The sequence below is a fragment of the Microvirga thermotolerans genome, assembly GCF_009363855.1.
Classification (GTDB): domain Bacteria; phylum Pseudomonadota; class Alphaproteobacteria; order Rhizobiales; family Beijerinckiaceae; genus Microvirga; species Microvirga thermotolerans.
Genome location: NZ_CP045423.1, coordinates 1,856,675 through 1,868,645, shown reverse-complemented (window position 1 = coordinate 1,868,645; position 11,971 = coordinate 1,856,675). Strand labels below are relative to the sequence as shown.

Annotated in this window: 14 protein-coding genes; 6 read left to right on the top strand and 8 right to left on the bottom strand. The window is 68.1% G+C overall.

Features of this window, described 5'->3' with window-relative positions; genetic code table 11:
* Positions 1 to 14 precede the first annotated feature (14 nt).
* The 3 genes from GDR74_RS08755 to GDR74_RS08745 all read left to right on the top strand — a co-directional run bounded on the left by GDR74_RS08755 (position 15) and on the right by GDR74_RS08745 (position 1,387).
* On the top strand, positions 15 to 503 hold the full coding sequence (locus GDR74_RS08755) for a GAF domain-containing protein (RefSeq protein ID WP_152585950.1): 489 nt from the start codon (positions 15 to 17) through the stop codon (positions 501 to 503).
* Positions 504 to 516: 13 nt separating this feature from the next.
* Positions 517 to 888 (top strand): VOC family protein, encoded by a 372-nt coding sequence (locus tag GDR74_RS08750; RefSeq protein ID WP_152585949.1) that lies wholly within the window; start codon positions 517 to 519, stop codon positions 886 to 888.
* A gap of 202 nt (positions 889 to 1,090) precedes the next feature.
* Positions 1,091 to 1,387: a porin gene (locus GDR74_RS08745; RefSeq protein ID WP_152585948.1), complete on the top strand. Its 297-nt coding sequence runs from the start codon at positions 1,091 to 1,093 to the stop codon at positions 1,385 to 1,387.
* Between the two features lie 578 nt (positions 1,388 to 1,965).
* On the opposite strand, the gene GDR74_RS08740 is transcribed toward GDR74_RS08745, so the two are convergent.
* The 3 genes from GDR74_RS08740 to GDR74_RS08730 form a co-directional block, all read right to left on the bottom strand.
* Positions 1,966 to 2,400: a hypothetical protein gene (locus tag GDR74_RS08740; protein WP_152585947.1), complete on the bottom strand. Its 435-nt coding sequence runs from the start codon at positions 2,398 to 2,400 to the stop codon at positions 1,966 to 1,968.
* 319 nt (positions 2,401 to 2,719) lie between these two features.
* Positions 2,720 to 4,564, bottom strand: a complete 1,845-nt coding sequence (gene ilvD, locus GDR74_RS08735; protein WP_152585946.1) for a dihydroxy-acid dehydratase — start codon at positions 4,562 to 4,564, stop codon at positions 2,720 to 2,722.
* A gap of 188 nt (positions 4,565 to 4,752) precedes the next feature.
* Positions 4,753 to 5,328 carry an Lrp/AsnC family transcriptional regulator gene (locus GDR74_RS08730; RefSeq protein ID WP_194164678.1) on the bottom strand — a complete coding sequence of 192 codons (576 nt, stop codon included), beginning with the start codon at positions 5,326 to 5,328 and terminating at the stop codon, positions 4,753 to 4,755.
* 75 nt (positions 5,329 to 5,403) lie between these two features.
* On the opposite strand from GDR74_RS08730, the gene GDR74_RS08725 reads away from it, so the two are divergent.
* Entirely contained in the window at positions 5,404 to 6,348 is a 945-nt protein-coding gene (locus tag GDR74_RS08725; RefSeq protein ID WP_194164677.1) for a DMT family transporter, read from the top strand.
* Positions 6,349 to 6,372: 24 nt separating this feature from the next.
* Here the strand turns inward: GDR74_RS08725 and GDR74_RS08720 are convergent, their stop codons facing one another.
* On the bottom strand, positions 6,373 to 6,903 hold the full coding sequence (locus tag GDR74_RS08720) for a DUF6790 family protein (RefSeq protein ID WP_152585943.1): 531 nt from the start codon (positions 6,901 to 6,903) through the stop codon (positions 6,373 to 6,375).
* A gap of 132 nt (positions 6,904 to 7,035) precedes the next feature.
* On the bottom strand, positions 7,036 to 7,776 hold the full coding sequence (locus GDR74_RS08715) for a hypothetical protein (protein WP_152585942.1): 741 nt from the start codon (positions 7,774 to 7,776) through the stop codon (positions 7,036 to 7,038).
* A 395-nt stretch (positions 7,777 to 8,171) separates the two neighbouring features.
* Between GDR74_RS08715 and GDR74_RS08710 the strand changes: the two genes are divergently transcribed.
* Positions 8,172 to 8,327, top strand: a complete 156-nt coding sequence (locus GDR74_RS08710; RefSeq protein WP_152585941.1) for a DUF1127 domain-containing protein — start codon at positions 8,172 to 8,174, stop codon at positions 8,325 to 8,327.
* Between the two features lie 83 nt (positions 8,328 to 8,410).
* Here the strand turns inward: GDR74_RS08710 and GDR74_RS08705 are convergent, their stop codons facing one another.
* Positions 8,411 to 9,163, bottom strand: a complete 753-nt coding sequence (locus GDR74_RS08705) for a glucose 1-dehydrogenase (RefSeq protein WP_152585940.1) — start codon at positions 9,161 to 9,163, stop codon at positions 8,411 to 8,413.
* Between the two features lie 92 nt (positions 9,164 to 9,255).
* On the opposite strand from GDR74_RS08705, the gene trmFO reads away from it, so the two are divergent.
* A complete protein-coding gene (gene trmFO, locus GDR74_RS08700; protein ID WP_152585939.1) occupies positions 9,256 to 10,674 on the top strand; it encodes a methylenetetrahydrofolate--tRNA-(uracil(54)-C(5))-methyltransferase (FADH(2)-oxidizing) TrmFO in 1,419 nt (472 codons plus the stop codon).
* 51 nt (positions 10,675 to 10,725) lie between these two features.
* On the opposite strand, the gene GDR74_RS08695 is transcribed toward trmFO, so the two are convergent.
* Together GDR74_RS08695 and GDR74_RS08690 are read right to left on the bottom strand one after the other, a co-directional pair.
* Positions 10,726 to 11,571 (bottom strand): phytoene/squalene synthase family protein, encoded by an 846-nt coding sequence (locus GDR74_RS08695; RefSeq protein WP_152585938.1) that lies wholly within the window; start codon positions 11,569 to 11,571, stop codon positions 10,726 to 10,728.
* 13 nt (positions 11,572 to 11,584) lie between these two features.
* The gene (locus GDR74_RS08690; protein WP_152585937.1) at positions 11,585 to 11,971 is read right to left on the bottom strand and encodes an Mth938-like domain-containing protein; all 387 of its coding nucleotides are present in this window, start codon (positions 11,969 to 11,971) and stop codon (positions 11,585 to 11,587) included.

Here is an 11,971-nt window from a genome sequence, read left to right as displayed (position 1 = left end):
GAAAGGAAGACACGATGACAGACCTCATGCCTCTGCTCCTCAAGATCCAGGACGCCTGGGCCGCGCCCGATCAGCCGCGCACGGTGCTCGAAGCGGCGGGGGAGGCTTTCGCGGAGGCTGTCGGCCATCGCCTCTATACGGTCACCCGCATGCTCGCGGGAGGCCGGGAGGTGGAGCGCATCCACTCCACCAATCCCGAGGTCTATCCGGTCGGCGGCCGCAAGCCGATCCTTCCCAACGCCTACACGCAGCAGGTGCGCCAGGAGATGAAGCCGTTCCTCGCCAGGACGCCGGCGGGCTTCGCGCCGCTCTTTCCCGACCACCAGACCATCACCGGCCTCGGCCTGGGCTGCGTGATGAACCTGCCGGTCGTCTTCGGCGGCGCGGTGCTCGGCACCGTCAACCTTCTCGACCGGGAGGGCGCCTACGACGAACGACACGTCGAACCGGCGATGCTCATTGCAAGGCAGATCCTGCCCGTGCTCCTCGAACGGGACGCATGAGAGAGCGAACCCCATGAAGGTGAAGCGCATCGTCGCCAATATCCAGGGGCAGAACTCCGCCCCCGCGGAGCGCTTCTACCGGGACATCCTCGGCCTCGACCTCCTGATGGACCACGGCTGGATCGTCACTTACGGCCTCGCCGAGCCGATGGACATCCAGATCGGCATCGCCGCCGAGGGCGGGTCGGGAACACCGGTGCCCGACCTTTCCATCGAGGTGGACGATGCGGATGAAGCCTACGAGCGCATGAGGGAGGCTGGCTTCGCCATCGAATACGGCCCCGCGGACGAGCCCTGGGGCGTCCGCCGCTTCTATGTCCGCGACCCCTTCGGCAGACTCGTCAACATTCTCGCGCACCGTCGAGAGCCGGCCCGAAAAGGATGAGTAAGCCTCGGCATCCTGCGCTAGAGCATTTTCGGGAGAAGTGGAAACCGGTTTTCGCTGGCGCGGCCCTCCGGGTCGCTGGCGCGGCCCTCCGGGTCCGTCCGAACATGCTGCAAACCAAGAGCTTCGGAGCGGAGTGCGATTCCGTTGAAGCGCAATCCGCTCTAGAATGGACCGCGTTTCTGCCGAGGAGCCCATGCGCATGGCGAGAACCCGTTTCATCCTTGCCGCGGCGAGCATCGCCATGGCGGCGCCGCTCGCCTCCTCTCCCGCCCAGGCCTGCCCGCCGGGCTTCTCGGCCCTTCAGGGCTCCGACACCTGCGTGCGCATCAGCGGGCGCGTCCGCGCGGAGACCGTGTTCGGCACCGGCCGCGCCCGCGGGTCGGACGGCGTTCGCACCGGCGCGAGCGGGCGAGTCCAGCTCGATCTGCGCAAGCAGACGGAATACGGGCCGCTGCGGGCGGTGATCCGGGCCGAGGGCGTGCGGCCCGCGCAGTAGGGCGCCCCGCCTCGTGCGGGCTCCGCAAAGCTCTCAGGGATTATCGAACGTTATCCTGAGCCGCCTCCAGGAAGGATCTCTTTTCGCAAGGTCCGCCGGGATCCTGAACGGCGTGCACCGCTCGACGGCTCTTACGGCCGCCGCGGCGATCCGCGACCGGGGATCGCCATCGACGACCTTGGGTGCATGGGCAAGCGCTCCCTCGTCGTTCAATCGGATCTCGACGACGACCGGCGCCTCGCTGCGCGCCTGGACGGGCAGGATGTAGCAATGTCCGAGTTGTTTCTTGAGGATGGCCTTGAGCTCGCCCTGGGGCGGTCCGGAGATGTCGCGCAGCCCGCTGCACCGAGAAGGGCCGCGACCCCGACGCCGATCAGTCCCGCCCGGCGAGTCACCTGCCACACCCTCCCTTTTCGACCGTTCGACCGGACCGTTTCGACCGGACAATATATGCACGATATTTTGTTAGCGTCTTTCCAGCATGGGCGGCAATTCTCGGCGGTCGTCTGCACACATGAAAAAGGCCCCAGCCGGGGCAAATCGGCCAGGGCCTTGCGGGACCGGCAGGAGCCGGACGGTCAACGCGGAAGCGTATCGCCGTAGGTGGCGGGATCGGTGGTCTGCGAGCCGCTGGCGTTCGGCACCGGGCCGGGGACGTACATGGGCCCTGGCACGGGCCCGGGCACGACCATGGGGCCAGGCTGCACGACGATCGAACCGGTGCTCATCGCGTCCATGCCGGGCGCGGTTCCCATGTTGTGGTAGGAACAGGGATTGGTGGCCAGGGAGCCGCTCGCATTGGGCGGCGGCGGGCAGGTGCCCACGGCCACGCCCTGACCGGGCACGACCACGACCGTGCCGGGCTCGGCCGTGGCTCCATAGGTGCCCGGATTGGTGGCCTGCGAACCGCTCGCGTTCGGAACCGGCGCGGGATAGAGGTAAGGCTGCGCCATGGCTCCGGCCGTCCCGGCGAGGAACATGCCGAGGGCAGCCGTCAGGATCGTCCGTCTCATGTCGTCTCTCTCCATGGTTGGGATGGGTGGGAAAATCCACCGTCTGGTGGGGGCCAACGCGAGCCATTCCCCAAAGTTTCGGCGAGCCGGAGCGGGAGGCGGCACAGGGGGACCATGAGGCGCCGTTCGAAGAGCTGGCCGCAATCCCTTGTTTCCACGACCCTTTCGCCCTTTCCCGGCCCGCCGCCGCATACCTCGCGGCCGTTCAAAGATCCGTGACCCGCGAAGCCTTGACGCAGGACTCGAACGGCAAGGCCCCGTCACGCGCGAAGCGTGACGGGGCCCGGATCGACAGATCGAGCGACCTTGAAGGAAGGTCTTATTCGGGCAGCACACGCACCGCGCCGCGGGCGGCGCTGGTGGCCATGGCGGCATAGGCCTTCAGCGCGGTCGAGACCTTGCGCTGGCGCTCGGCGTGCGGCTTCCAGGCCTTGGCGCCCCTCGCCTCCTCGGCCGCGCGGCGGCGGGCGAGTTCCTCGTCCGGCACGGCGAGCCGGATGGACCGGTTGGGGATGTCGATCTCGATCCGGTCTCCCTCTTCCACGAGGGCGATGAGGCCGCCCTCCGCCGCCTCGGGAGAGGCGTGGCCGATGGAGAGGCCGGAGGTGCCGCCCGAGAAGCGGCCGTCGGTGATGAGGGCGCAGGCCTTCCCGAGCCCCTTCGACTTCAGGTAGCTCGTGGGATAGAGCATCTCCTGCATGCCGGGGCCGCCGCGCGGGCCCTCGTAGCGGATCACCACCACGTCGCCGGCCTTCACGGCGCCGCCGAGGATGCCCTTCACCGCGTCGTCCTGGCTCTCGAACACCTTGGCCGGGCCGCTGAAGGTCAGGATGCTCTCGTCCACGCCCGCGGTCTTCACGATGCAGCCGTCCTCGGCGAGGTTGCCGTAGAGCACGGCGAGCCCGCCGTCCTTGGAGAAGGCATGCGCCGCGTCGCGGATGACGCCGTTCTTGCGGTCGAGGTCCAGCTCCTCCCAGCGGCGGTCCTGGCTGAAGGCCACCTGGGTCGGAACGCCGCCCGGGGCGGCCTGGTAGAAGGTGCGGACGCTCTCGCTGTTCGTGCGCATCACGTCCCACCGGTCGAGGGCGGCGCCCAGGCTCTCGCTATGGACGGTCGCCACGTCCCTGTGGATCAGGCCCGCGCGGTCCAGCTCGCCCAGGATGCCCATGATGCCGCCGGCGCGGTGCACGTCCTCGATGTGCACGTCCGGCACGGCGGGAGCCACCTTGCAGAGCACCGGCACCTTGCGGGAGAGCCGATCGATGTCCTTCATGGTGAAGTTCACCTCGCCCTCGTGGGCGGCGGCCAGGAGGTGCAGCACCGTGTTGGTGGAGCCGCCCATGGCGATGTCGAGAGTCATGGCGTTCTCGAACGCCTCGAAGCTCGCGATGGAGCGCGGCAGCACGGAGCCGTCGTCCTGCTCGTAATGGCGGCGGGCCAGGTCGACGATGAGATGCCCCGCCTCCACGAAGAGGCGCTTGCGGTCCGCATGGGTCGCGAGAACCGTGCCGTTGCCCGGCAGGGAGAGACCCATCGCCTCGGTGAGGCAGTTCATGGAGTTGGCCGTGAACATGCCGGAGCAGGAGCCGCAGGTCGGACAGGCGGAACGCTCGACGACCTTCACCTCCTCGTCGGTGTAGCTGTCGTCGGCGGCGATCACCATGGCGTCCACGAGATCCATGGCCTTCAGCTTGCCGCGGAGATTGACCTTTCCCGCCTCCATGGGCCCGCCGGAGACGAAGACGGTCGGGATGTTGAGGCGCAGCGCGGCCATGAGCATGCCGGGGGTGATCTTGTCGCAGTTCGAGATGCAGACCATGGCGTCCGCGCAGTGGGCGTTCACCATGTACTCCACCGAGTCGGCGATGATCTCGCGGGAGGGCAGGCTGTAGAGCATGCCGTCGTGGCCCATGGCGATGCCGTCGTCCACGGCGATGGTGTTGAACTCCTTGGCGACGCCGCCCGCCTTCTCGATCTCGCGGGCCACCATCTGGCCGAGGTCCTTGAGGTGGACGTGACCGGGCACGAACTGGGTGAACGAGTTCACCACGGCAATGATGGGCTTGCCGAAATCCTCGTCCTTCATGCCCGTGGCGCGCCAGAGCCCGCGGGCGCCGGCCATGTTGCGGCCATGGGTGGTGGTACGGGAACGGTACTGCGGCATGACAAGACCTAAAATTGCGAAAGAAGCCGTGTTGCGAGAGGGTTTATTACACGCACCCGACCGTCCGTCCAAGACATAAGGACGTGTCCTCGTTGGCGCAGGCTGCCGGGCAGCCATGCCCAGGCTTCATGAAGACGCCCCTGCCCCATGGCGGCCCAGGTGCGGCGGCACCTCCGGTTGATAGCCGATCAGTCGCAATCCGCTGCGGGCACGACCTCGCCGGATCTCGGGCCACGCTTCAGATGCCCGAGAGGCAGCGGCGCTTCCGACTTGACCCGGGTCAGCACGAAGTTGGAGCGGATGTCGCCGATCATCGGCAGGGTGAGCAGCGTCTCAGTGAGAAGGCGCTCGTAGGCCTTCAGGTTGGGGACCGCGATCTCGACCATGAAATCCGCCGTGCCCGACACCATATGGCAGGCTACCACCTCTGGCAGGCTCGAGAGCGCGTCCTGAAGCGCCTTGGCGTTGTCGCGCGAGTGCTTCTCGACCTTGATCTCGACGAAGACCGTCAGCCCCAGTCCCACCGAATCCCGGTTTAGCACCGCGCGGTAGGCGCGGATGAAGCCGTCCCGCTCCAGGCGCCGGACCCGCCGGAGGCACGGCGAGGGAGACAATCCCACCCGGTCCGCCAGTTCGTTGTTGGTCAACCGTCCGTCCTCCTGGAGGGCGGCGAGGATCTTCAGGTCGAGGGCATCCAGGTTGATATAGGGCACTCGTGCGCTCCTAAGCGGTTCTCGCGCAATTTTCTGCCACGATTTGAGCATGTCGGGGCTCAACTTCGCAAGGACATGCCCCGGCGTCTTCTGGCATTCTCCGCCTCCCATCCCAAGGAGGCCTCCATGTCCGACACATCCGCCTCAGACGCGCCTCTGCCCGGCAGGCCACCCGCCCCTTCCATCGAGCGCCGGGCCCTGCTCGGCTGGGCGGCGGGCATCGTCACGGTGGTGATCTGGGCCTTCTGGATGGTGGGTACGCGCCATGCCGTAACGCACGATCTGCCGCCTGCCGCCGTCGGCATCCTGCGCTTCGCCGTCCCCGCGATCGTGCTCGCGCCCGTGGCATTGCGGGACGGAATCTGGCCGAAGCACCTTCCGCTGAGGATCAAGCTCGGCCTCCTGTGCTCGGGCGCGCCCTTCTTCCTCGTCGCCGGCACGGGGATGGAATACGCCCCCGCCGCCGATATCGGCCCCCTGCTCCCCGGCACCATGCCGCTCTTCGTGGCGGCCATCGGCTACCTGGTCCTCGGCGAGGCGCTCGGCGGGATCCGCCTCGCCGGTTTCGCGCTGATCCTGCTTGCGGACATCGCCGTCGCGGGAGGCCATCTCATCGAAGGCGCGGGCGGGGCATGGCGCGGCCATCTCCTGCTCCTGGGCGGAGCCTGCCTCTGGGGCATCTACACCCATGCCTACAAGCGCAGCGGCCTTCCCGCGCTCCAGGCCGCCGGCCTCGTCGGGCTCTGGTCGCTCGTTCTCCTCATTCCTCTCGGCGCGCCTTCGCTCGCCCGCGCCGCCGTGAGCGGCCTCGGCGGCGCCATCGTGCTCCAGGCGACCCTCCAGGGCTTCCTTTCGGGCGTCGTCGGCCTCGTGCTCTACGGCTACGCCATCGACCGCCTCGGCGCGTCCCGCGCCGCGGCCCTTTCGCCCCTCGGCCCGGTGTTGGCGGCGCTCCTGGCGATCCCCATGCTCGGAGAGATCCCGAGCCTCAACGCGATGATCGGTATCGGCCTCGCCACCGGCGGCGTCCTGCTCGCCAGCGGGATCGTCGGGGCGAAGAAGCGGGCGTAGCCGGTCCACGAACGGGAGGGCGGCTCAGGAGGAATGCGCGGCGCGGGCGGCAGGCATGGCCCACGCCGTGCTCATCCAGAGCAGCGCGAAGCCGAACAGCGGCAGCAGGATGTCCGTGTAGAAGATCACGCCCGCGTTGCCCGGCGCGTAGTTGTGCGCCTCGACCATCTGCACCGCATGGCCGACGGCCGCTCCCCAGAGGAAGCAGGCAGGGCCCAGAATGGCGGCAAGACGCAGGCCCGAGCCTCCCCTGAACGCCAGGAAGCCGACAAGCGAGAACCCAAGGCTCGCGAAGCCCACCTCCTTCTGGAACGGGCTCGTCTGCCAGCCGATGAAGGCGGCCGCCACTTCCGAGAAGAAGACGTGCATGACGAAGTTGTAGAAGAAGCTCACGCCCAGGGAGAAGAACAGGAACCAGGAGAGGACCGCCTCGACGATCTCGGGCCCGCTCCAGGGTCGCGGGCGGCGCAGGAGCGCGGCAAAGGCTGCGATCAGCCCCACGACGAAGAGCGTGAGCGTGAAGTTGCTGAAAAGAAAAACGATGGCCTGCCGCATGGCGCCCCCCCGGCCGCCGGGTTCCGTTGTCGCACTGTGGCCCTTCAGGATCGCTGCGGCAAGCCGGAGCGTAGCAGTAAGATATGGAAAGGGGCCGAAGACCGGCCCCTTTCCAGGTGATGGACGCAACGGTTACTGGTTCATGCTGCCCGACGAGGCGCCCGGCTGCTGCAGGCGGATGCTGCCGGAGCCGTTCGTGCGGCTGCGGACGGAGACCGAGCCCGTCGCCTCCGGCGAAGACCGCTCGCGGACCGAGGTCGAGACGTTCACGTCGCCCCCCGAGCGAACGCCGGTCCGGTGCTGCTCCACCGACACGCCGACGCGGGGGCTTTCCTCGCGCACATGGCGCACGGTCCTGCGCGTCACGGAAACGCTCGGCTCGTCCACCTCGTAGCGACGCACCGTATGGCGACGGACCTCGACGGGCTCGTGCACCACGTAGTGGCGGCGCTTCTTCACCACGACCTTGGTGGAGGGCTTCTTCTTCGTCTTCACCACGACCTTCTTCGCGGTGGGCTTCTTCTTGACGACGGTGCGATGGACCACGGTGTCCGGTTCGTCATAGGTCGAGACCGTGCGGTGACGCGTGACGGAGACGCTCGGCTCCTCGACCTCGCGGACCGTGCGGGTACGGTGGACGGTCACGCCGCTGCGCTCGCGGGTTTCGACCCCGGCACGGACCCCGGTGTCCACGCGGGTGCGAACCCGCGTCTCGACGCCTCCAGCAGGCTGGTCGCCGCCCCGGCGCAGGATGGTCGAGCTGGACTCCGTCTTGGCCTGCGGCGTGTCCACCGTGACGGAGCCGGCGGGCGCCTGGGCGTAAACGGTCGTACTGAGCAGGGCAAGGCCCAGACCTAAAGCGATCTTCTTCATCGCAGTGTCTCCTCCTAAGAAATCGTGGGGAGGAAACGCCATCTTGGCTATCGGGTTCCTGCCAAGACAAATATTACAGATGTTTACTACTGCGTGATATCAGATGAATATTCATTCATCTTCTTGACCCGAAGCGAGACTTACCAGAAAGCTTGGCCTTTACACACGCATAGACACGGCGAGAACGGAAGATGCCCCAGAAGGAAGCTTGGCCGATTCTCGATGCGCGAGCGACATGGCTGTTAACGTCTCCTTAGGATGCCATGCTACTAAAGCATAACAGCCCTACATTATCACCACTCCTCTTCGGCGCCGCACGCCCCTATATGCTGCATTGCACACGCAAGAACAAAGGCCGCCGGTCGTCCGGGGCCGGCTAACTTCAGGAGCTTCCAATGTTCGTGACCTACATCCTCTCTAAGATCCGCGCCTACATGCGTTATCGCGAGACCGTCCGCGAGCTGTCGCAGCTTTCGGACCGCGAACTCGACGATCTGGGCATCTCCCGCTTCCAGATCGAGAGCATCGCTCGCCAGCACGCTACCGCGTAATAGATTGCTGCATTGCAGCAAGAGCCGCGCCCGCCTCCGGCGGGCGTTTGCTTTTCAGGACCTTCCCACCCTGCTTTCCCACCCTACCTGCCGCCCGACACGGGGATGTTGGCACCCGTGATGTAGGACGCGGCATCCGACATGAGGAACAGAATCGCCTCGGCGATCTCCTCCGGCTCGCCGGGCCGCTTCAGGGGAATGTTGGCGCTGAGACGCTCCACGCGGGCGGCGTCGCCCGTGCTCTTCTCGTGAATTTCCGTGCGCGTGATGCCGGGCGATACCGCGTTCACCCGCACCCCGTCGGCGGCGAGCTCATGGGCAAGGCCGACCGTCAGGGCATCCACCGCGCCCTTGGAGGCCGCGTACCAGACGTACTCGCCGCCGCTGCCGAGACGCGAGGCGACGGAGGAGACGTTGACGATGGACCCGCCCCTTCCGCCATGGCGGGTGGAGAGCCGGCGCGCCGCCTCCCGCGCCACCCAGAGCGCCCCGAGGACATTGACCTCGATGCAGGCGCGGACCGTGTCGTCCTCCGCCCGGTCGAGCCTGCCCGACCGGCCGGTGATCCCCGCGTTGTTCACCACATGGGACAGGGGACCGAGCGCTGCCTGCGCCTCGTCGAAGATGCGGACGACGTCCTCCGCCCTCGCGGTGTCGCCCTGGCAGACGACCGACGAGGCGCCCGCCGCGCGGCAGGCGTCCGCCACCCGCTCGGCCGCGTCCCTGTCGGATCGGTAGCCGATCGCCACATCGTAGCCGCGCTGCGCCGCGAGCTGCGCCACCGCAGCGCCTATGCCGCGGCTGCCACCTGTTATAAGCACGACGGGTCGCGTCATCGCCATGATCCGGAACCTGATTGCGAAAGGGAATGGTTCAGCTTGACCCGGCAGGGGCGACGGGTCAACAAAGCCCGTTCGAGAGGAAACCCATGAGCAAGCTTCAACCGATCCATGTCGTCGGCGGCGGTCTCGCCGGTTCGGAAGCGGCCTGGCAGATCGCCCAGGCCGGAGTTCCCGTGGTCCTCCACGAAATGCGCCCCGTGCGCGGGACCGACGCGCACAAGACGGACGGTCTCGCCGAGCTCGTCTGCTCCAACTCATTCCGCTCCGACGACCCGGAGACCAACGCGGTCGGCCTGCTCCATCAGGAGATGCGTGCCCTCGGCTCGCTCATCATGGCGAAGGGCGACGCCAACCAGGTCCCCGCCGGCGGCGCCCTCGCGGTGGACCGCGACGGCTTCTCCCAGGCGGTGACGGCGGCGCTCGAGGCACATCCCCTCGTCACCATCGAGCGCGGCGAGGTCGCCGGGCTCCCGCCCGAGGACTGGAGCTCCGTGATCGTGGCGACGGGTCCCCTCACCTCCCCCGCCCTGGCGGAGGCGATCCTCTCCCTGACGGGCGAGAAGGAGCTCGCCTTCTTCGACGCCATCGCGCCCATCGTGTACCGGGAGTCCATCAACATGGACGTGGCCTGGTTCCAGTCCCGCTACGACAAGGCGGGGCCGGGCGGGACCGGAGCCGACTACATCAACTGCCCCCTCGACAGGGACCAGTACGAGGCTTTCGTCGACGCGCTCATCGCGGGCGACAAGACGAGCTTCAAGGAGTGGGAGGCCAACACCCCCTATTTCGACGGCTGCCTGCCCATCGAGGTGATGGCCGAGCGCGGGCGCGACACCCTGCGGCACGGTCCCATGAAGCCGGTGGGCCTCACGGACCCGCACAACCCGGACAGGAAGCCCTATGCCGTCGTGCAGCTGCGGCAGGACAACGCGCTCGGCACCCTGTTCAACATGGTGGGCTTCCAGACCAAGCTGAAGTACGGCGAGCAGACCCGGATCTTCCGCATGATCCCGGGGCTTGAGAATGCGGAGTTCGCCCGCCTCGGCGGCCTGCACCGCAACACCTACCTCAACTCGCCGAAGCTCCTCGATTCCACCCTGCGCCTGAAGGCGATGCCGCGGCTCCGCTTCGCCGGCCAGATCACGGGCTGCGAGGGCTATGTGGAGAGCGCCGCCGTGGGCCTGATGGCCGGCCGCTTCGCCGCCGCGGAGCGGCTGGGACGCGCGCTGCCGCCTCTTCCCGCCACGACGGCGATGGGCGCCCTCATCAACCACATCACGGGCGGCCACATCGAGACCATCGACGAGGGGCCGCGCTCCTTCCAGCCGATGAACGTGAATTTCGGCCTGTTCCCGCCGGTGGAGTTCGCCGTGAAGGACGGGAACGGCAAGCGCCTGCGCGGTCCGGCCAAGGCGGTCGCCCGCAAGAGGGCCCTGACCGACCGCGCCCGCGCCGACCTCGCCGCCTGGAAGGCGGCCCAGGACATGCCTGCGGCTGCGGAGTGAACCGCGGTCACTCCGGGACGGTGCGAGCGCCGCCCGGAATGACGGGCGGTCTCAGAATCGTCCCCGCCACAGAATCCAGATCTTGCGCCAGCGTGGCAGGTCCAGGTCGGTGTGGAAGGGATCGTAGTCCCGCCGCTCCATCTGCCGCAGGTAGGGCTCCACCAGGGCGAGCCCGCGGAAGGCCGGCTGCGCCGCCTCGGGGATGGTGGGGCGCAGCGTCCTGACATGGTCGAGATGCCGGCGCGCCACCGCCCGCATGTCGGCGAGCGCGCTCTTCAGTCCAGGACCGCCCCGCCCGGTCACGATGTCGTCGCGCACGACCCCGTGCCGCGCCAGGATGTCGGCCGGAACGAAGACCTGACCCTGGCGCGCATGCCACGGGAAGGCCCGCAGGAGTCCCGTGATCGCGTAGGCGACGCCGGCATGGCCCGCCGCGTCCGCGTGGCCCGGGTCCGCGCCGCCCGCCAGCACGATGCTGGCGAGGCGGATGAGGCTCGACGACGTCTCCCCGCAATAGCCCTCGAGGTCGTTGAGGGACGGCATCGGGTCGTCGTAAAGGTCGAAGATGCGCGCATCGATGAGGCTCACGAGCGCGGAACGCGGCAGGCGGAACCTGACGATGGTGTCGTCGAGCGCGGCGGCGACCGGGTTCGCCCGCACGTCGCCCCGCGACTCGCCCTGGAGCGCATCCCGCCACCATTGCAGCCGGATCTCCCCCAGGAGCGCCTCGCGCACGGATTCGCGCACCCGTGCGATCTCGTAGCTGAAGGCATGGAGGGCATGGATGTGCGGCCGCTTGTCCGCCGGGGCGAACTGGCTGGCCCAGAACCGGTCCGGGTCGGCCTCGCGGACGAGCGTTTCGCAGTGGGAATAGGCGAAGGTCAGATCGTCGGCCATTTCATGCGCCATGTCACGGCACGGCGATGAGCGCCGCCGCGACCTTGCGGTTCTCGGCGAGCAGGATGTTGTAGGTGCGCGCAGCCGCCCCGCTCTGCATCACGTCGAGGCCGATGCGCGCCTCCCGGAAGCGCAGGCGCAGGCGCTCGGATATGGCCGCCACGTCCACCCCGGTCCCGAGCAGCAGGAGATCGATCTCGGCCGCCTCCGCGAAGACGGGGCCGAGGGATTCCTCAGTGACGTCGGCGAGGGAGGCGACGCGCCACGCCATGATCCCCGACGGCAGGGCGAGGATCGAGCCCCGATGGGACATGTCGGCGAAGCGGAAGCCGCCGTTGCCGTAGGCGTCGATGGGGTAGCGCCCCGGCACGAAGCCGTCGTAGATGCGGCCGCCGCTCAT

Bases quoted from the DNA above. Each gene is read 5' to 3' on its own strand.
- GDR74_RS08695 (WP_152585938.1), bottom strand. From the start codon at position 11,571: ATGGCCGACGATCTGACCTTCGCCTATTCCCACTGCGAAACGCTCGTC.
- GDR74_RS08730 (WP_194164678.1), bottom strand. From the start codon at position 5,328: ATGCTCAAATCGTGGCAGAAAATTGCGCGAGAACCGCTTAGGAGCGCA.
- GDR74_RS08720 (WP_152585943.1), bottom strand. From the start codon at position 6,903: ATGCGGCAGGCCATCGTTTTTCTTTTCAGCAACTTCACGCTCACGCTC.
- GDR74_RS08755 (WP_152585950.1), top strand. From the start codon at position 15: ATGACAGACCTCATGCCTCTGCTCCTCAAGATCCAGGACGCCTGGGCC.
- GDR74_RS08750 (WP_152585949.1), top strand. From the start codon at position 517: ATGAAGGTGAAGCGCATCGTCGCCAATATCCAGGGGCAGAACTCCGCC.
- trmFO (WP_152585939.1), top strand. From the start codon at position 9,256: ATGAGCAAGCTTCAACCGATCCATGTCGTCGGCGGCGGTCTCGCCGGT.
- GDR74_RS08715 (WP_152585942.1), bottom strand. From the start codon at position 7,776: ATGAAGAAGATCGCTTTAGGTCTGGGCCTTGCCCTGCTCAGTACGACC.
- GDR74_RS08725 (WP_194164677.1), top strand. From the start codon at position 5,404: ATGTCCGACACATCCGCCTCAGACGCGCCTCTGCCCGGCAGGCCACCC.
- GDR74_RS08740 (WP_152585947.1), bottom strand. From the start codon at position 2,400: ATGAGACGGACGATCCTGACGGCTGCCCTCGGCATGTTCCTCGCCGGG.
- GDR74_RS08690 (WP_152585937.1), bottom strand. From the start codon at position 11,971: ATGAGCGGCGGCCGCATCTACGACGGCTTCGTGCCGGGGCGCTACCCC.
- GDR74_RS08745 (WP_152585948.1), top strand. From the start codon at position 1,091: ATGGCGAGAACCCGTTTCATCCTTGCCGCGGCGAGCATCGCCATGGCG.
- GDR74_RS08710 (WP_152585941.1), top strand. From the start codon at position 8,172: ATGTTCGTGACCTACATCCTCTCTAAGATCCGCGCCTACATGCGTTAT.
- ilvD (WP_152585946.1), bottom strand. From the start codon at position 4,564: ATGCCGCAGTACCGTTCCCGTACCACCACCCATGGCCGCAACATGGCC.
- GDR74_RS08705 (WP_152585940.1), bottom strand. From the start codon at position 9,163: ATGACGCGACCCGTCGTGCTTATAACAGGTGGCAGCCGCGGCATAGGC.